The sequence below is a fragment of the Actinobaculum sp. 313 genome (genome assembly GCF_003073475.1).
GTDB lineage: Bacteria > Actinomycetota > Actinomycetes > Actinomycetales > Actinomycetaceae > Asp313.
This window is the reverse complement of sequence record NZ_CP029033.1, coordinates 2332305-2349358: the sequence shown is the minus strand read 5'-3', so window position 1 is coordinate 2349358 and position 17054 is coordinate 2332305. Positions and strand designations below refer to the sequence as shown.

13 protein-coding genes are annotated in these 17054 nt (G+C 59.9%); 10 read left to right on the top strand and 3 right to left on the bottom strand.

Annotation, left to right across the window (positions count from 1 at the left end; genetic code table 11):
- Positions 1 to 125: 125 nt before the first annotated feature.
- From DDD63_RS10110 to DDD63_RS10100, 3 genes are all read left to right on the top strand, one after another.
- On the top strand, positions 126 to 482 hold the full coding sequence (locus DDD63_RS10110; protein WP_108716261.1) for a DUF2516 family protein: 357 nt from the start codon (positions 126 to 128) through the stop codon (positions 480 to 482).
- Between the two features lie 420 nt (positions 483 to 902).
- Positions 903 to 1355, top strand: coding sequence for a D-aminoacyl-tRNA deacylase (dtd, locus tag DDD63_RS10105; protein WP_108716260.1), 453 nt, complete (start codon positions 903 to 905; stop codon positions 1353 to 1355).
- Between the two features lie 406 nt (positions 1356 to 1761).
- Positions 1762 to 4350, top strand: a complete 2589-nt coding sequence (locus tag DDD63_RS10100) for an ATP-dependent Clp protease ATP-binding subunit (RefSeq protein WP_108716259.1) — start codon at positions 1762 to 1764, stop codon at positions 4348 to 4350.
- A 455-nt stretch (positions 4351 to 4805) separates the two neighbouring features.
- On the opposite strand, the gene DDD63_RS10095 is transcribed toward DDD63_RS10100, so the two are convergent.
- A complete protein-coding gene (locus DDD63_RS10095; protein ID WP_108716258.1) occupies positions 4806 to 5438 on the bottom strand; it encodes a TetR-like C-terminal domain-containing protein in 633 nt (210 codons plus the stop codon).
- Between the two features lie 578 nt (positions 5439 to 6016).
- Between DDD63_RS10095 and DDD63_RS10090 the strand changes: the two genes are divergently transcribed.
- Complete coding sequence (locus tag DDD63_RS10090; protein ID WP_240611259.1) at positions 6017 to 7081, top strand: DUF5692 family protein; 1065 nt, start codon at positions 6017 to 6019, stop codon at positions 7079 to 7081.
- Positions 7082 to 7987: 906 nt separating this feature from the next.
- On the opposite strand, the gene DDD63_RS10085 is transcribed toward DDD63_RS10090, so the two are convergent.
- Positions 7988 to 8812 (bottom strand): IclR family transcriptional regulator, encoded by an 825-nt coding sequence (locus tag DDD63_RS10085; protein ID WP_108716257.1) that lies wholly within the window; start codon positions 8810 to 8812, stop codon positions 7988 to 7990.
- A gap of 246 nt (positions 8813 to 9058) precedes the next feature.
- Between DDD63_RS10085 and DDD63_RS10080 the strand changes: the two genes are divergently transcribed.
- The 6 genes from DDD63_RS10080 to DDD63_RS10055 are packed head-to-tail and all read left to right on the top strand — an operon-like array spanning position 9059 to position 14717.
- A complete protein-coding gene (locus DDD63_RS10080; RefSeq protein ID WP_108716256.1) occupies positions 9059 to 9964 on the top strand; it encodes a dihydrodipicolinate synthase family protein in 906 nt (301 codons plus the stop codon).
- 19 nt (positions 9965 to 9983) lie between these two features.
- Positions 9984 to 10967 (top strand): tripartite tricarboxylate transporter substrate binding protein, encoded by a 984-nt coding sequence (locus DDD63_RS10075; protein ID WP_164505521.1) that lies wholly within the window; start codon positions 9984 to 9986, stop codon positions 10965 to 10967.
- Positions 10968 to 10978: 11 nt separating this feature from the next.
- Complete coding sequence (locus DDD63_RS10070; protein WP_108716254.1) at positions 10979 to 11530, top strand: tripartite tricarboxylate transporter TctB family protein; 552 nt, start codon at positions 10979 to 10981, stop codon at positions 11528 to 11530.
- Positions 11531 to 11539: 9 nt separating this feature from the next.
- Positions 11540 to 13084 (top strand): tripartite tricarboxylate transporter permease, encoded by a 1545-nt coding sequence (locus DDD63_RS10065; RefSeq protein WP_108716253.1) that lies wholly within the window; start codon positions 11540 to 11542, stop codon positions 13082 to 13084.
- A complete protein-coding gene (locus DDD63_RS10060) occupies positions 13081 to 14085 on the top strand; it encodes a dihydroxyacetone kinase subunit DhaK (protein ID WP_108716252.1) in 1005 nt (334 codons plus the stop codon). The genes DDD63_RS10065 and DDD63_RS10060 overlap by 4 nt, the downstream gene beginning before the upstream one ends.
- Positions 14085 to 14717, top strand: a complete 633-nt coding sequence (locus DDD63_RS10055; protein ID WP_108716251.1) for a dihydroxyacetone kinase subunit L — start codon at positions 14085 to 14087, stop codon at positions 14715 to 14717. The genes DDD63_RS10060 and DDD63_RS10055 overlap by 1 nt, the downstream gene beginning before the upstream one ends.
- Positions 14718 to 15448: 731 nt before the next feature.
- On the opposite strand, the gene DDD63_RS12075 is transcribed toward DDD63_RS10055, so the two are convergent.
- Positions 15449 to 15991: a hypothetical protein gene (locus tag DDD63_RS12075; protein WP_125482507.1), complete on the bottom strand. Its 543-nt coding sequence runs from the start codon at positions 15989 to 15991 to the stop codon at positions 15449 to 15451.
- Positions 15992 to 17054: the final 1063 nt, after the last annotated feature.

The window sequence follows — 17054 nt, the reverse complement described above, 5'->3', positions numbered from 1 at the left end:
CGGTGTTCCTTGCTGCGGAAGGCTCCGATCAAAGAAAGACTCCGAATCAGAAGCGTACTGGGCCGTTTGGAGCTAGTCTCCGAGTAAAGCGAAGATAGTCATAGGCAGAACGAAAGGCGAAGACAATGAGTGATGAGGAGTTGTTCTTCGGTAGTCTGTTCTTGATTGGGTTCATCAGCGTACTTGGTGCACTGGCAATCGATGTGTGGGCTTTGGTGGACTGCGGGCGTCGTCCGGAGAGTGACTTCAAGAAGGCCAAGGGATCGCGGGATTCCTGGCTACTCTGTTTCAGTTTTGCATTGTTCTTCGGGGCAGTCCTCATCGTGTCGCCCGATCTTTCATGGGTGCATTTCGTGCTGTTCCTGCTGATTCTTGTTCCAGGAGTTTACTACCGCGGCGCGGAATATCCACGGATGGGACCACGGGGAGGAACTGCGACGTCGGCAGCTGACGCGACGGAGACAAATGAAGTCGCGGATTAGGCAGGCGTAAGGCATCGGAGTTGCGGGAGGCTCGCGCGGTTAATCTACACGCTGGGACTAGCTTCTTGGCCGGGTTATCTGCGCACGGTGACGATTGTGCCGTCAGATTGCCGCTGGACTTCCTCGTGCCGAGGGTGACGTGCGCGCCGGTGATGATCGCTATCGTAAAGACTGCTGTAACAGGTAAGCGAGGTTGGCACACGCGCGGTAACACGTGCTCCGAATGGCCCGTGATACGTCGCCCAGTGGGCGGCACGTGCGCACGGTGACGGGTGGCAATCGGGGATCGTAAGCTTGCGTATTGAGCCACAACACAAGCGTCCTACCGGCGCGGCGAGAATCCCTTGAGCGGGCTTGGATGACCCGCAGCAGGTCGGGGTGGCCACCGGCGCGGCGAGAATCGAGTGAGGAGCAGGAAGCATGCGGTCAGTTATCCAGCGTGTCAAACGCGCAGAGGTTCGCGTGGACGGACGTGTTGTAGGCGCGATCGAAGCTGGGCTATGTGTGTTGCTGGGTGTGACTGGTTCCGACGGGAATGCCGAAGCGAAGAAGACAGCGCGGAAAATCGCACAGTTGAAAATCCTGCGAGGGTCGGGCGGTTTAGACGATACCGCTGCTCGCCGTAGTGCGGAGGAATGCGGGGCTCCGGTCCTCGTCGTGTCACAGTTCACTCTCTATGCTGATACGAGGAAGGGGCGTAAGCCGAGTTGGTCGCACGCGGCACCGGGTGACGTTGCCGAACCGCTGGTAGACGCCGTTGTGCAGGAGTTGCGATCCGCCTACGGGCTGCATGTGGAAACCGGGGAGTTCGGCGCGATGATGGATGTTGAGTTGGTCAATGATGGTCCCTTCACGATCCTGGTGGAGTGTTGAGTCAGGTTGAGTGTCGAAGGCGCTTCCCTTAGGCCACTCGCTGTATGGAAGGTGTTGTACGGAACGTGTGTGCACGTCGTCGCCGGAACGGACTCTTCGCGACTAGAAACTACTCGGCTGCGGAACTCGTACAGGGCACTTCTCCCGCGAGAACTACTCTCTAGAAACTACTCGGCTGCGGGACGCGTGCGCATGGTGGCGGCGAGAAAGGCAGCATTTGTAAGTATTGCGCGATGGCATAGAACGCATGTGTGCGGTGTTTTTGCCGCGAATTCTCGCGTAGGACAGGGGCTTCATGCCATCACACCTCACGCCGCTGGCGAACAACGGCAGGATTTAGCGACCGGCGCAGTTATGGTTGAGTGAACTCGCCAAGTCAGGGAGTAGTACCACGCAAGGAGTGCCAATGTTCGAACGGTTTACAGACCGTGCCCGCCGGGTGATCGTACTCGCGCAGGAGGAGGCTCGTAACCTCAAACACAACTACCTTGGCACTGAGCACATTCTGCTCGGTCTCATTCGTGAGGGAGAGGGCGTTGCTGCCAAGGCGCTTGATGCTTTGGACATCACGTTGGAGAATGTCCGAGCTCAGGTCATCGATATTATCGGGGAGGGCCAGGAACCCCCGTCGGGGCATATCCCCTTCACTCCCCGTGCCAAGAAAGTCATTGAATATGCGATGCGTGAGGGTCTGCAGCTGGGACACTCGTACATCGGGACGGAGCACCTGCTGCTCGGGCTCACCCGTGAACCCGACGGCGTCGCCGCCCAGGTACTGGTGAAGCTCGGTGCGGATCTGCCGCGCGTGCGCAACCAGGTCAATCAGCTTATTTCCGGCTACCAGGGTAAGGAGCCGGTTGGGGTTGGAAACGGTGCCCGCGAGGGTCAGAAGGCAGGCTCAACTGTTCTTGACCAGTTTGGACGCAACTTGACGCAGTCCGCGCGTGAGCACAAGCTCGATCCGGTGATTGGACGTCATCTGGAGACCGAGCGTGTCATGCAGGTGCTATCCCGCCGTACCAAGAACAACCCGGTGCTGGTGGGCGAACCCGGCGTCGGCAAGACCGCCGTCGTCGAAGGCCTCGCCCAGTCGATTGCCGCCGGAGATGTTCCCGAGACGCTCAAAGATAAGCAGCTGTACTCGCTGGATATGGGCTCGCTGGTTGCCGGATCACGCTACCGCGGTGACTTCGAGGAGCGCATGAAGAAGATCCTCAAAGAGGTCAATACGCGCGGGGACATCATTCTGTTCATCGACGAGATTCACACCCTGGTCGGCGCAGGCGCGGCCGAAGGCGCACTCGATGCGGCGTCGCTGCTCAAGCCCATGCTGGCGCGTGGTGAATTGCAGGTCATCGGTGCCACCACCTTGGATGAGTACCGCAAGCACATTGAGAAGGACGCCGCTTTGGAGCGGCGCTTCCAGCCGATTCAGGTGGATCAGCCGACGGTGCCGCAGACCATCGAGATCCTCAAGGGGTTGCGCGACCGCTACGAATCCTTCCACCGTGTGACGATTACAGATGATGCGATCGACTCCGCCGCAGCGCTGGCCGACCGCTACATCAACGACCGCTTCCTGCCGGATAAGGCCATCGATCTGATCGATGAAGCCGGTGCACGGCTCGCCATTCGCAAGATGACTGCGCCGCCGGAGCTGCGCGAGCTAGACGAGAAGATCGCCGGTTTGCGCCGCGATAAGGAGGCCGCCATTGACGGGCAGGACTTCGAGAAGGCCGCTTCTTTGCGCGACGAAGAGCAGCGCCTGACCGAGCAGCGCAACGAGCGCGAGCAGGCCTGGAAGGATGGCGATATGGACGTGGTCTCCGTCGTCGACGAAGACCTCATCACAGAGGTGTTGTCCATGTCCACCGGTATCCCGGTGTTCAAGCTGACAGAGGCCGAGTCTGCCAAGCTGCTGCGCATGGAGGATGAGCTGCACAAGCGCGTTATCGGCCAGAACGAGGCCGTCACGGCGCTCTCGCAGGCGATTCGGCGCACTCGCGCCGGCCTGAAGGATCCGAACCGACCGGGTGGCTCGTTCATCTTCGCCGGTCCGACCGGCGTCGGCAAGACCGAACTGGCCAAGGCGCTAGCCGAGTTCCTCTTCGGTGACGAGTCTGCGCTGATCACGCTTGATATGTCCGAGTACTCGGAGAAGCACACCGTCTCCCGTCTGTTCGGTGCTCCTCCCGGGTATGTCGGATATGAAGAGGGCGGCCAGCTGACCGAGAAGGTACGGCGCAAGCCGTTCTCCGTGGTACTGTTCGACGAGATTGAAAAGGCGCATTCCGACCTGTTCAACCCGTTGCTGCAGATCCTGGAGGAAGGCCGCCTTACCGATTCGCAGGGGCGCGTGGTCGACTTCAAGAACACCGTCATCATCATGACGACCAACCTCGGTACGAAGGACATTGCCAAGGGCGTGACCACCGGCTTCCAGTTCGATCAGGACACGACGACGTCGTACGAGCGCATGAAGCAGCGCGTCAACGAGGCACTGAAGGACAATTTCCGCCCCGAGTTCCTCAACCGTGTGGACGAAATGATCGTCTTCCCGCAGCTGCGCCGCGAGGAGATTCTGGCAATTGTCGATCTGATGATCGGCAAGCTGGACAAGCGGTTGGCCGAGCAAGATATGCGCATCGCCTTGACGAACGACGCCAAGAGCCTGCTCGCTGATCGCGGGTACGATCCGGTGCTTGGTGCGCGTCCGCTGCGTCGCGCCATCCAGCGCGACATTGAGGACGTACTGTCCGAGAAGCTGCTCTTTGGTGAGTTCCGGCCGGGTCAGACCATTGTGGTGGACGTGGATAAGAACAATATCCCGATGTCCTTCACCTTCTCCGGACAGGATGCCGACGCGCCCCTTCCCGAGGATGCCGAGGCAGCCGAGGCGCCGGAAGGAATCGACGGACTGGCCGCAGCGACCGATACGTGGAGTGGCGGCTCGTCGGCGGGCTCGCAGCCCAGTGGTTTATCCGCAGCGAACTAACGCCGCACCGAGTGATATGGGGCCCATCCAAACGGTTGGGCCCATCCAAGCCGCTGGCCTCTCTGCAGCGAATTGAGAGTTGGCTGCGGGGCAGGCAGGCGGGGTGGCTCCGGTCGAGCAAAGGCAGGTCTGCTGACAGATCTGTCGGTCGTCCGACCTCGGCGAGCGCCCGTACCCGCAGAGAGCACTTGTACTTGCGGCCGGTGCTTGCACTTGCTACAAGCGCTCAAAATTGGATAGCATACAGACGCTAAACCAGCCCTCGTGCCCCGGATGCTTCGGTATCCGGGGCACTTCCGTGTTGGCCGCCTTGTGCTGGTGGTTGGGGTGGATTGCGGCAGAGGCTGGCCGCCTCGTGCTCTGGCGGCCGACTGGGGCGCCTGTAGGGTGTCCGTGCGGAGGTGCCAAGGCGGCGTTCCGCCTGTGGCGTTTTGGTGATGGGATGCGCGTGCTGTTTACATGGCGTCCCGCTGAGCGAAGCGTTCCAGAGCCGCCCGCACAGTGCCGTGCAGAATTAGCTCAAGGTCGTCCACTAAACCAGTGGGGTTGGCGGCCATGTCCGTAGCGAACCAGTGCAGTAGATGTCCCAGCACGATCAGGGTGAAATGCTCGATCACGAAGGTGCGCGACGCCTCGGTTAGTTGCAGATCGCCTTCCAGCTCGGCCACGATGACGCTCATCATCTCGCGCAAGGTCCGGAAGAAGAATTGCTCCAATTCCTCGTGACTGAGCGAGTTGATCACCGCATACGCCTGGTCGCGGTGTGCTTGCATGTAGGCCAGCATCTGCCGGAAGCCGTTCGCCCACTGTGCGTAACTCGCATGCGCCATGATGTGGTCGGCAATGTCGATCTGGAATACCCACGCCGCCAGATCGTGTATATCGGAGAAATGGTAGTAGAACGCCTGGCGCGAAATACCGGCATCTGCTGCCAGACCGGCCACCGTGACCTTTGACAAAGGAATTGTGCGCAGTTGTTCCTTGAGAATTTGACCGAGCAACTCCGGCGTCGTCGGTTTCTTTGTGTACGCTGGTGGCGCCGCATGACCACGCGGCGATTGCGCCCTGCCGTGCGCCACATGTGCCATGTAGATCGATGATCGTCTTGCGCAGTCAGGTGGCTGTACCTTGCCAGGGGGCGATTTCGGGGTGTCTCCCGCTGGCGGCCCGCCTCTATGTGATGGTTGCGTGGTGTTGCGCGGGGATTGGGTGGTGGCACTCGGGGGATGCGCAATGCCTTGTGGCGGGTGCGTGGTTCCACTCCGCGGTTGGGTGGTGGCACTCGGGGATGTGCAATACTTTGTGGCGGTTGCGCCGCACTGCTCGTGAATTGCCTCATCCTACTCAGTGTCGTGCCAGCCGGACTTTGTGCGCCGCGACCGGGCGCCTGTGCTGTGGTGTCCGGCTCTCGTCGTGCACTACCCGGTGGCGTCACGACGTCGTACGGGAACATGATGTTATCGTCCATGGTCTGGCTCCCCCTCGCTCTCTAGGAACAAAGTCCTAAACGTCGCGACGTCGTCGACCCGGAACCGTGACGCGAAGTCGGATTTTTGGACACTTCCGCGCGACTGTCCATCGCCGTCGTCGTTGCCTGCATCATAACGTAATCGTGTAATGGACAGCCCGCTGACGGGCTTCCTCACGATTTCTTGGAGCACGCACAATGTTTTTATTCGAATCAATACCGTGGTATTCGTGGTTGGCATGGCTCGCGGTACTCGCGGCACTGATCGGCTTGAACGAGCTGACTCGCCGCTTCCGCAGTGCGGGCTGGGCGATCTTTATCGTCTTGCCAATCGTCCTGACTGTTTTTGTTTGGCCGACGACGGCGGGTGCCGGTTCGTCGACCGGCACCTGGTTCCACTGGGTGAAGGTCTATTCGGCGCTGGCCGGGTGCCTCGGTTTCATGGCACTGCGCTATCACCCGAAGCTGCGCGCGCATCGGTGGGCGCTGCTCTTCCCGCCCGCGATCCTGGGCCTGAATATCCTGGAGGCATGCATCCGCGACTTCCAGGTGGGCGCGATGGGTGCAAATGAGGTGGTCGACGGCGTCTTCATGGTCTCCGGCTCGTGGAACTACATGAACGGAGTCGCGGGTCTGCTCAACCTCATCACCATTTGTGGTTGGAGCGGGATTATCATCTCGCGCGACAAGGCGAAGGACATGATCTGGCCCGACATGCTGTGGTTCTGGATCATTGCCTACGATCTGTGGAACTTCGCCTACGTGTACAACTGTGTTGGTGACCATTCCTTCTATGCCGGTGCGGCGCTGCTGATTTCTTGCACGATTCCGGCCTTCTTCATTAAGCGGGGTGCATGGTTACAGCATCGGGCGCACACCCTGGCGCTGTGGATGATGTTCACTATGGCCGTGCCGACTTTCGTGACGTCGTCCCGCTTCGCGGTAGAGGCGTCACATCGCCCGGCAGCGCTGTTCCTGGTTTCGGCTATTTCGCTGGTGGCCAATGTGGCGGTGCTGATCTACCAGGTGCGCACTATCCGCGCCAAGCGATTGAACCCGCTGCGTGATGAGCTGTATACGGACCTTCCCGCCTACCGGGAGGTGCGCGACGCGAATATCGAGGTTGAGGCGGCGCCCGAAAGCGCCGGCGCTTGGCCTGCGGCCGATGATGCTGGGGCCGTTGCGGCCGAGACAGTCGGGGCTGAGGTTGCCGGGGATGAGGCTGCCGGTGTCGATAGTGTCGGGGTTCGCGCGTTGCACTGAACGTGATGTCCCTGTTGTGCGCACAGCGGAGCCCAGGCATAATAGAGGAATGTGTACGGGAGTGGTTAACCGTGCACATGGTGTGAGTTGTTACTGGGGCACCGCGTCAAGCGGTGCTGTGGTTGCAATGGTAAGGGTGGAAGCCCGGATCTGTGCCATCGCTAGCAAGCGCAGATCCGGGCTTTTCTTTTCGTCAGTGGCGTTGGTGGAGGGCGGGGCGTAGAGGCCGCGCCCAAGTGACGCGCACGTCCAGTGCTGGTGGGGCAGACCGTCCCTGGTCGGCGCCGAGCTTGTTTTTTCGGATCCAGTGATCGGCCGTGCAGAGTCGGTGGTTCAGGTGTTTCTCATTCCCGTTTGTGCTCTGGGGTGTGAGCAGTTCGGGGGTGCGCTGGCGTGAGCGTGTCCAGATCCCGTCCAAACGGAGGCAAAGTGGAATCGCTCCATTTAAAAAATGGCGGAATCACGCGGTTTTGGATGCTGGCCCGAAGCGCTTGCATCGCGTTTGGACGGGATTTTGACACCACTCCAGTGACAACCCCATTCTATGGATGCTCGATGGGCGGAACCACCGGGATTTTGACACCGATTCGGCAGTGACCGCCGTGCGGGGACCAAAAGCGTGGTAGGCACCATCCCCGACTTGGTCAATCCCCCATTTCGGCCGCTGCCATGCGTCTGCAACGACGTCGACATGCAGCCGCAATATCACACCTCCGTAATAGCTCGGCGGTGGAGCTGCTGTCTGATACTCTGCCGTCGCTTCCACACTGGTCGCCGTTCGTGGGGCCAGTACTGGGAGATGTTGGAGGTGACGTGCATGTCGCCTCGCCCGTTATCTTGCACCACTACCAGTGACGGCGCAGCTGAGGGATGCCGCGCCGTCGATTGCGATGGTGAAGAGAGTCGCTACCCGCGGCTGCGCAACTGTGCGGCGGGGAACTGCCGCGAGACTGATGCAAATACCGATGCGGCCCGCGAAAGGATGCGCGCATACTCTTCGATCAGATCGTCGCGAACACTGACCGTGGTTCCCGAGATGCTGATGGCACCCACGGGATAGCCGGAGCCGTCACGTATGGCGACGGCCACGCATTTCACACCCGCAGTTTCTTCTTCCAGGTCAAGGGCGTAACCACGCTCGCGCGTCGCCGCCAGTTCCTCGCGCAGTGCGTCCGCGTCAGTGATCGTGGCGGGGGTCAAGCGGGGGAGGCCTCGCCTATCGACAACCTGCTGCAGTTCGTGGTCGGATAAGTAGGCCAGCATGGCCTTCCCACAGCCGGTGCAGTGCATAGGAAGGGTCTTTCCCTGAACGGAGTAGTTGCCAATGCGGATACTGGGGTAAACGCACTCCAAGTAGAACACACGCCCGTCGATATGGCTGGTGAGGTAGATATTCTCACCCGTGCTCACCTGAATCTCTTCCAAGAAGGGCATTGCGTACTGGATAAGAGGCAGTGATGAGCTCAGTGCGTAGCTGTACTCCATGACGCGATACGACAGTTGATACTGCTGAGTGTCCTCCATGCGCATCAGTAAGTTCGACTGCTCTAGCGTGCGGACCAGATTCAGAGCGGTGCTTTTTGGCAATCCGGTCTCACGGCAGATCTGCGACAGGGTGAGAAAGGGCTGGTTGGCGGAGAAACAGTCAAGAATTCGCACCGCCTTTACAACTGACTGGACGCCGCCCGCAGAGCTATCGCCCCGATCCGATTGCGTGGTTCTGCTTGCCACACCGCCTCCATTTTCTGGCCTTGCACTGCATATATCTTACGGCCTCGTGGTCCGGCTTCCAGAGGTTCCGTTACGACGGCGAATTGGCTCCGCCGCCTCGTAATGGTGCCGCGCATCACATCAACTATGCGTTGTGGGACACACGGCTTCGCGCTATTCTAGTGTTCAGTAGAACTGAACGAACGGCGGTGCTGCTGAACCCAGTTCTGCAAAGTAGACAACGATGTGTGCGATGAAAGAAGGGCTATGCGCAAGCTATCCGGCGTTATTACCGCTATGACCACCCCATTCCGGGGAGATGGAAGTATTGACTACGGGTCGCTGCGCGAGCAGGTCGATTTCCTCATTCAGGCCGGAGTTGACTGTCTGTATCCCGCGGGGACGACAGGAGAAATGCTGCTGTGTTCCGTCGAGGAGAGAAAACGGGTTGCCGAAGCGGTGATCGACCAGGCCGACGGGCGTGTGCCCGTGTACATCCATGTCGGATGCCAAATGCCTGCCGATACCATCGCGCTTGCGCATCACGCGGTTGATGCCGGGGCGGACGGAATCGGCGTTGTCACTCCGATGTACTTCTCGCTCACCGACCGAGCTCTAATCTCCTACTACGAGTCGGTGTGCCGAGAAGTGCCGGAGGACTTTCCCGTCTACGCATACGCAATTCCGCAGCTGGCGGGCAACGATCTCTCGGTTTCAGTGGTCCGCGAAATCAGGGAGCGCTGTAACAATCTCGTCGGGATTAAGTACAGCTATCCGAATATGACGCGCATCGCCGAATACCTCGCAATCGGTGACGGTTTCTCCGTGCTGCCAGGCGCCGACCACCTGTTCCTCCCGGCGCTCGCACTCGGGTGTGATGGCATCGTCTCAGGATGCTCGGGGCCGCTGCCGGAGATCTTCGTCGCTATCAAGCAACTGTACGACGCCGACGACCTTGTACAGGCCCGGCAGGCACAGCTGAACGCCAACCGCCTGATCGCGATCATGCGCGCAGGCGCGGACATCTCGATCTTCAAGTATCTGCTGACACGCCGAGGCATTGCCGGGGGAGTGGTGCGGCCGCCGCTCCTCCAACTACCGCTGGAGGAGTACGAGCAAATTCACGTACAGATCGAAGAAACCATTCAATCGTTCTCAGATGAGTCGAAATAGCGCAAAGGAGCATACACCGATGAGAACAAAGATAGCCATGCTGGCAGCCGGTGCCCTGGTACTGGCACTTGCGGCATGTGGAAACGGCTCGGGGGAGAACTCCGACGGGTCGGATTTTCCGGCGGGTAAACAAGTGACCATTGTGGTGCCGTATTCGGCGGGAGGCGCATCCGATCTAACCGCTCGCGCCTACGCGCAAGAGCTTGAAAAGGAACTGGATACCTCCGTCGTCGTCACGAATGTGACGGGCTCTTCTGGTGCCATCGGACTGGAGCAGGTTCGAAGCTCAAAAGCCGACGGCTACACCATCGCGTATATGCCAGTCGAATCGGCAATGCTCAAGGCGTTGGGATTCACCGACCTATCCACCGATGATTTCACCTTCCTTGGCCGTGTGATGACCATCCCGGCAGCGGTGACGGTCCGGGCGGATAGCCCGTGGGATAGCTACGAGGACTTCGCCGACTACGCCCGTGAGCACCCCGGCGAGATCCAAGTCGGAAACTCTGGCACCGGCTCGATCTGGCACGTTGCCGCAGCATCAATCGAGCAGGAAGAGGATGTTGAGTTTACCCATGTTCCCTTCGACGGTGCGGCGCCCGCTGTTGCAGCACTCGTGGGTGGGAATATTCAAGCCGTCACCGTCAGTCCGTCGGAGGTGCAGTCCTCCGTGGAGTCCGGAGAACTGAAGGTACTGACCGTGCTGGGCGATGAGCGTTCGTCCATTCTGCCTGATGTTCCGACCGCCTCTGAGCTGGGTGTGGACCTTACCGTGCAGGGATGGGGTGGATTCGCTGTGCCAAAAGACACTCCCGATGAGGTGGTTGCCGTACTTCAGGATGCGAGTGGATCTGCAATGAACTCGGACTCGGTGGTCGACTTCCTGGCGGAACGTGGTTATGAGCACGCCTATTTGAGTGGACCGGATATGGATGCCGCCGCTGCTGAGGACCTGGCGCGTTTCTCCGAACTGATCCCACGGCTAGGCATTGTCAATAGCTGAGGCGCGCGGCCATGTTACGCAAAGACGACCTTATCTCGGGAGGCCTCGCCTTCCTAGTGGGTGGTGCATTCCTCGTCTCGGCGATACGTGATAGCAACCTGACCTTCGAAGCTGCCACGTCCGACGGCGTGCCGGGCGCGGGGTTCTTCCCCATCGTGCTCGGCGCGCTGCTGGCAGCACTCGGCTTGGTTCTGGCGGTGCGAGCGCTCGTTACTTCGTTCTCGACGACGCGGAAGGGGCCGACGGCACCGAGCGAGCGGGCGCAGGCAGTGCTGGAGCCGGAGCACGTCGCCGTCGAGCAGGCATCATCGGAGCCAGAACTTGAACCGGCCGAGCGGAAACAGGACGCCCTACTCCTACTCGGAACACTGGCGTTACTGGCCGTGTTCCTCACTTTCTGGCATGCGACCGGGTGGTTCTATCCGGGGCTTTACGTTATGACGCTGCTCATGTCGGCACTCTATCGCAGGCCTCTACGTTTCCTTCTCATCTTCCCCGCGTGCTTCACCCTCTTCATCTACTTGGCATTCACGCTCGGGTTCTCCATCCAATTCGCGGTGTAAGGACGGACAATGAGTTCAGAAGTATGGGCAAGTGCCCTGCAAACACTAATGCAGCCTTCCGTGCTGCTCTTCCTATGTGCCGGAGTTGTTATTGGCACCATTATCGGTGCGTTGCCGGGCCTGTCGGCCACGATGGCGATTGCCATTATGACTCCTATAACCTTCTGGTTCTCTCCTACCGAGGGATTCGCCATGCTGATGGGCTTGTGGAATGCGGCTATCTTTGCCGGCGGCATATCGGCGATTCTCGTCAATACGCCGGGTACGCCCGCCTCTATCACCCAAAGCTTCGACGGTTACCCGCTCTACCGACGTGGGCAGGGCGGTATCGCATTGGGCGTCAACGTAATCTTCTCGGTGTTAGGCGGTGTGGTGAGCGTTATCGCCTTGATCCTCTTCGCCAGCCCGATTGCGCGGTTCACCGTCACATTCGGACCGTCCGAGTATTGCCTGTTGGCGGTATTCGGCCTGGCGATGATGATCGCCGTCGCCAGTGATGATGTTTTGAAGGGCCTTGTGGTGGGTGCGGCCGGTCTGCTTGTCGCGTCGATTGGTCTTGATCCAATCCTTTCCGTTAAACGATTCACGATGGGGCAGACGTCTCTGCTGGCGGGTGTCTCTTTCATCCCGGTAATGATCGGCATCTTCGGGATCGGGGAGGTGCTCTACCAGATTCACATCCGCAATCGAGCCCGTGAAGCCGAGGAACTGGCGGAGCGGAAGAGGAATCTGAAACTCGGGCGCGTATTGCCACCGGTGAAGGAGACGCTTGGCCTAGTGCCCCGGACCACGGTGGCTGCCGGTGCGTCCACGATTATCGGAGCGATTCCAGCTGCGGGCGGTGACATCGCCTCCATCATTTGCTGGGGCAACAGTAAGAAGTTCAGCAAGCATGGGGACGAATATGGGAAGGGATCCGTAGAGGGGCTTGCCGTGAGTTCGGCTGCCAACAACGGTGTGATCGGCGGGGCCATGACAACGATGCTGACGCTCGGCATTCCGGGCGACGCCGTTACCGCCATTCTGATCGGTTCACTGACCATGTACGGCATGCAACCGGGATACAAGATGTTTAGCGAGAACGCTGATTTCACCGCGCAGGTCATGTTGCTGATGTTGCTGGCCAATCTGGTAATGCTCGCATTCGGGCTGGCGACGGCGAAGGCCTCGGCCCGCGCGCTGAGCGTTTCACAATCGACCGTGTGGGTAGCGGTGTGTGGGCTGTGCGTCGTCGGCTCATATTCGCTCAATAACAACTTCTTCGATGTCATCCTCATGTTCATCGCCGGCGTGCTGGGTTACCTGTTCAAGGCGCACGGTTTCCCACCGGGACCTTTTATCCTTGGCCTGTTACTGGGAAGTATGTTTGAATCAAACTTGCGACGTGCGCTCGTGATGTCGAACGGGAGCTACTCGATTTTTGTCACTCGCCCGGTGTCGCTCGTGCTGGTGGTGCTGGTGGCTCTTACCTTCGTCGTCCCGCTGTTGCGCTCGCTACAAAAGAGTAGCCGGAGTCGCCGGCTACCCGTACAGACAAAGGAGACTGTGCAATGAAGAAAGTGATCAATTCCCCGGAGACGTACACCGATGACATGCTGCGGGGTATCTACGCCGTTCACGGCGAGCAGGTGCAGCCCGTGGGCGATGACCTGCGTTGCTATGCTCGCGCGGCCATGGTCCCAGACAAAGTCGGGATCATAACTGGAGGAGGTACCGGGCATCTTCCGCTTTTCCTCGGGTACGTCGGAGACGGCATGCTGGACGGATGCGGTGTTGGAGACGTATTCCAGTCGCCGTCGTCGGCGCAACTCTTCGAACTGTCGAAAGCGTGTAACACCGGTAAAGGCCTCCTGTATCTGTATGGGAACTACACCGGCGATGTCATGAACTTCGACATGGCCGGCGAGATGTGTGAGATGGAGGGTATTGAGACCAGGACCGTCCTCGGTAACGACGACGTGAACTCGGCGCCACCGGAGGAGAAGGACCGCCGACGTGGCGTGGCCGGAATCTTCTTCGTGTACAAATGCGCGGGCGCGACGGCGGCGCGTGGCGCGGGACTCGACGAGGTGACCGCGGCGGCGGAGAAGGCCAATGATCGCACGCGCACCGTTGGATTCGCCATGGCGCCCTGCGTGATCCCCGGTACCGGGAAGCCCAACTTCGAGTTGGGCGAAAACGAGATGGGAATGGGCGTCGGCATCCACGGCGAGCCGGGCGTGTGGACCGGCGAGGTCAAGCCCGCCCGCGAGCTGGCCAAGGAGAGCGTGGAGACCATTTTGAATGATCGCCCTGTGGCTGCCGGAGGGCGAGTGGCCGTGCTCGTGAACGGCCTCGGCTCGACGCCGCTGGACGAGCTGTACATTCTGGCTGGCGAGGTGCTGGCGGAACTCGGCGAACGGGAAGTCACGGTTGCGAAGACCTATGTCGGCGAGTACGTCACCTCAATGGACATGGCGGGAGCCTCTATCAGCCTCATCGAGTTGGACGACGAGCTCGAGGACCTGCTTCTCGCGCCAGCTGCCACACCGTTCTTTGTGCAGGAGGCCAAGTAATGGAGAGCCTGGGCGTGGCCGAGCTGGCCAAGCTTTTCGCCGTGGTTGCGCAGAATATGGCGGACCATGAGGAAACACTGCGTGAAATGGACGCGGCTCTAGGCGACGGCGACCTTGGGATCACCATGCGCAAGGGCTTCGCGGCACTCGCTGAGAGTGTCGGCACCTATGAGGGTAACGATTGCGGCGAGATGCTCATGAAAGGCGGCATGGCGATGGCCGGCGCGGTACCTTCCACCATGGGAACGCTTATGGCCTCGGCGCTAATGCAGGCCGGACGCGGACTGCGCGGGCAAGGAGCGATTGACGCGGCCGGGCTGGCAACACTTCTGGAAGGTTTGCGCGACGGCGTCGCCAAACGTGGAAAGTGCCAGGAAGGCGATTGCACCCTGCTTGACGTTCTTGCACCGGCGGCGCGATCAGCTCGGGCGAAGGTTGACGACGAGGACGGCGGGCTCACGGAGGTCGCGCAGGCGGCGCGGGCCGGGGCGTCCGAGGGGCTGGAGGCGACCAAGGGTATGGTTCCCCGGTTCGGAAAGGCGGCCGTTTTCGGTGATAAGGCCGTTGGCCTAGTAGACCAAGGAGGCCAGGCTTCCGTGTACTTGATCGAGGGCCTGACCAGTTTCGCCTAGGCGGCACGTTTAGTAATCCGCAGCTCATGGGGCGCATTCACTGCATGTGGGTGTGCCCCATGAGCCTGCGTACGTCGGATGGGCAGTCCGCGCATGTATCGCATATAAGGCGTTGTTCTCAGACATGCTGCTGAAAGTGGTGTTGAGCGCTTGCGCGTGAATTGAAGTGATTCATGATGGTTAGTGCTCGTTGTTAGTCAGATATGTCGGGAAATCGAGTTACGTTGATAAAAGCCGGTTTGTGTGACTATTACACTATTTATTGTTGTTTCATCTTGCTAGATGGTAGTAGTTGCGTCATGTAGTTGGTGGAGCTCGCCGGAGGAGAGGCGCTCGTTGGGGTGTGCGATGTTGCAGACTATGGATCCTCTCCGGGTTTTTGCTCTATGACCGCGAAGTGTCCGGAGGCTGGTGAAAAACCCGGTTGTCTGTTCGTGCGATTAGGCCGCCACGTTGGTGAAGGATCCGGGGATTCGCTAAACAATCGGTGACTGGTGGAGGGTCCGGAGGGTGGTGAGACAACAGGTGACTGGCGAAGGGTCCGGGGTGGAAAGGGTCCGGAGGGTGGTGAGACGGCCGGGGATTGGCGAGATATCAGGGGGAGAACAGTCCGTTGACATCTGTGGCCTGAACCGAATGACGACGTCGGGTAGGAACGTCAAGGGCAGCAGATTTTGCGAGCGGCACGCAGGATGAACAAGGTGAGGCGTGTATGCCAACGGCTCCCGGCATCATAGAAGTGCTCTTGACAGTCGTGGTATCACCCCCGCTCGCGCGGGGAAGAACTGCTGGAGTCGTCGAACGAGACGAGTGTGGTTGACCAGATCCTGTGGCCGAATATGTAGTACTTCCCAACCTTGATGTCGCAAGGAATTGATGCGGGTCAACGGCTCCGCAACGTCGTCGCCGGTCAGACTAGGCTCAAGCTCATCAAACCTGTCGAGTTCGATGATTCGCCTCCACTCCGGCCATGCGAAGTCTGCAAAATACAGTCCAGTGTCAGTCAGAATCGGATACTGCAACTCGGGCGCCGGAAAGCCGAAGAGCTGAAGAAGCCACCACAGCCTACTCACGCCTGTCGAGCCACAAAGAGCTGACGACAAGTTGATCCGTCTGCGTGCACGTATCGTCCCAGCTTTTGCTCCCATGCCGTCGAGTATGTCGGCCAGTAGCGCTTTGAGTTGCAGATCGTCCCTCACTAGCGTGCCATCGACTCGGTGCCCTTGCCGCGGCTCGGTGCCGATGAGCTGGCGCATGATGGAACTGATGGTCACGACTGCCTGCTCGGCGTCCGACGCCCAGCGTCCCACATCAACAGCAGTACGATGTCTGTTTGTTACGTAAACGCCATCGATGTTACAAATCTGCGAGTCTGGTGCCAACGGGTTTCTGCGCCTTGGTCGTAGAACACGAGGGGTCCTGAGTGGAGCCCTCTGCCAGGCGCCACCGAGCTGATAGTAGTCGATGCAGTCAGGAAGATGCAGCAGGTCGCTTCCCCAGACGCACGCAGCCGCTTCACCGGCGATGACGACGGGTGCGCCAGCAGTCCGCTCGGTGAACAAGCGCAATTGTGAGAGGAAGATGTGTCGATCGTGCTCAGACTGTTGCGTGCCAGTCCCGGCCAATGGTTCGGCGTAGAGGTTTTTTCCAAGGCATATCCACGAGCGCTCTTCAAGCTGGCGCAGCTCTTTGCTAGAGAGGCGGCTTGTTTGAAGAACGTAGGGGATGTTCCCGAACGGTTCGCTCGGCGTGACCTGTTCGCGCGAAGTGTCAGGGAAGGAGAGAGGTAGGTACGCCTGAGAGACAGCAGGAATGGTTGCCGTGGACGGCGATGAAGAGTTTGCTTCTGCTTGACCTCGTCGGCTCGGTGGAGAAACGGTCCGCGGCACATGTGAGGACCCTTGATCGGATTTGTGGGCGGCAATGCCTCTTGTGCTTCCAGCGTGTGGAGCCGGGTGGGACTGGACCGCTGTTTTGGTGGATGGGCTTATGCGCACGGTTTCCTCCTGGGGAGGCACGACCTTGGCGCCAACTCTGTTGTGCTGGCCAACATGTGGTGGCTCCGGAACAGAACAATTCGGAGAGGCGCAAGTAGCTTGCCGGGGGCTCATGACTGTCCTGTCGGCGCGCTCCGTGCCGTTTGACTTCCCAGTATTTCCTCGTTCTTGCGGGTTGCGTTGTTCTGGCGAGGTTGCCGACCCTGCGGTGTCGGTCTGCTCTGGCGGGCTGGTTTGATTGTGCCGGTTGGTCTGCTCGGTCCACTCCTCCCGGTCGGCCACGCTGGCGGCATCGGATGCGTTGGGTAGCGGCCCGCTGGCTGAGAGTACGCACTCTTCC

What these genes read in the sequence shown, in the direction of transcription:
- DDD63_RS10110 (WP_108716261.1), top strand. Translation starts at nt 126, where the DNA reads ATGAGTGATGAGGAGTTGTTCTTCGGTAGTCTGTTCTTGATTGGGTTC.
- dtd (WP_108716260.1), top strand. Translation starts at nt 903, where the DNA reads ATGCGGTCAGTTATCCAGCGTGTCAAACGCGCAGAGGTTCGCGTGGAC.
- DDD63_RS10100 (WP_108716259.1), top strand. Translation starts at nt 1,762, where the DNA reads ATGTTCGAACGGTTTACAGACCGTGCCCGCCGGGTGATCGTACTCGCG.
- DDD63_RS10095 (WP_108716258.1), bottom strand. Translation starts at nt 5,438, where the DNA reads ATGGCACATGTGGCGCACGGCAGGGCGCAATCGCCGCGTGGTCATGCG.
- DDD63_RS10090 (WP_240611259.1), top strand. Translation starts at nt 6,017, where the DNA reads ATGTTTTTATTCGAATCAATACCGTGGTATTCGTGGTTGGCATGGCTC.
- DDD63_RS10080 (WP_108716256.1), top strand. Translation starts at nt 9,059, where the DNA reads ATGCGCAAGCTATCCGGCGTTATTACCGCTATGACCACCCCATTCCGG.
- DDD63_RS10075 (WP_164505521.1), top strand. Translation starts at nt 9,984, where the DNA reads ATGAGAACAAAGATAGCCATGCTGGCAGCCGGTGCCCTGGTACTGGCA.
- DDD63_RS10070 (WP_108716254.1), top strand. Translation starts at nt 10,979, where the DNA reads ATGTTACGCAAAGACGACCTTATCTCGGGAGGCCTCGCCTTCCTAGTG.
- DDD63_RS10065 (WP_108716253.1), top strand. Translation starts at nt 11,540, where the DNA reads ATGAGTTCAGAAGTATGGGCAAGTGCCCTGCAAACACTAATGCAGCCT.
- DDD63_RS10060 (WP_108716252.1), top strand. Translation starts at nt 13,081, where the DNA reads ATGAAGAAAGTGATCAATTCCCCGGAGACGTACACCGATGACATGCTG.
- DDD63_RS10055 (WP_108716251.1), top strand. Translation starts at nt 14,085, where the DNA reads ATGGAGAGCCTGGGCGTGGCCGAGCTGGCCAAGCTTTTCGCCGTGGTT.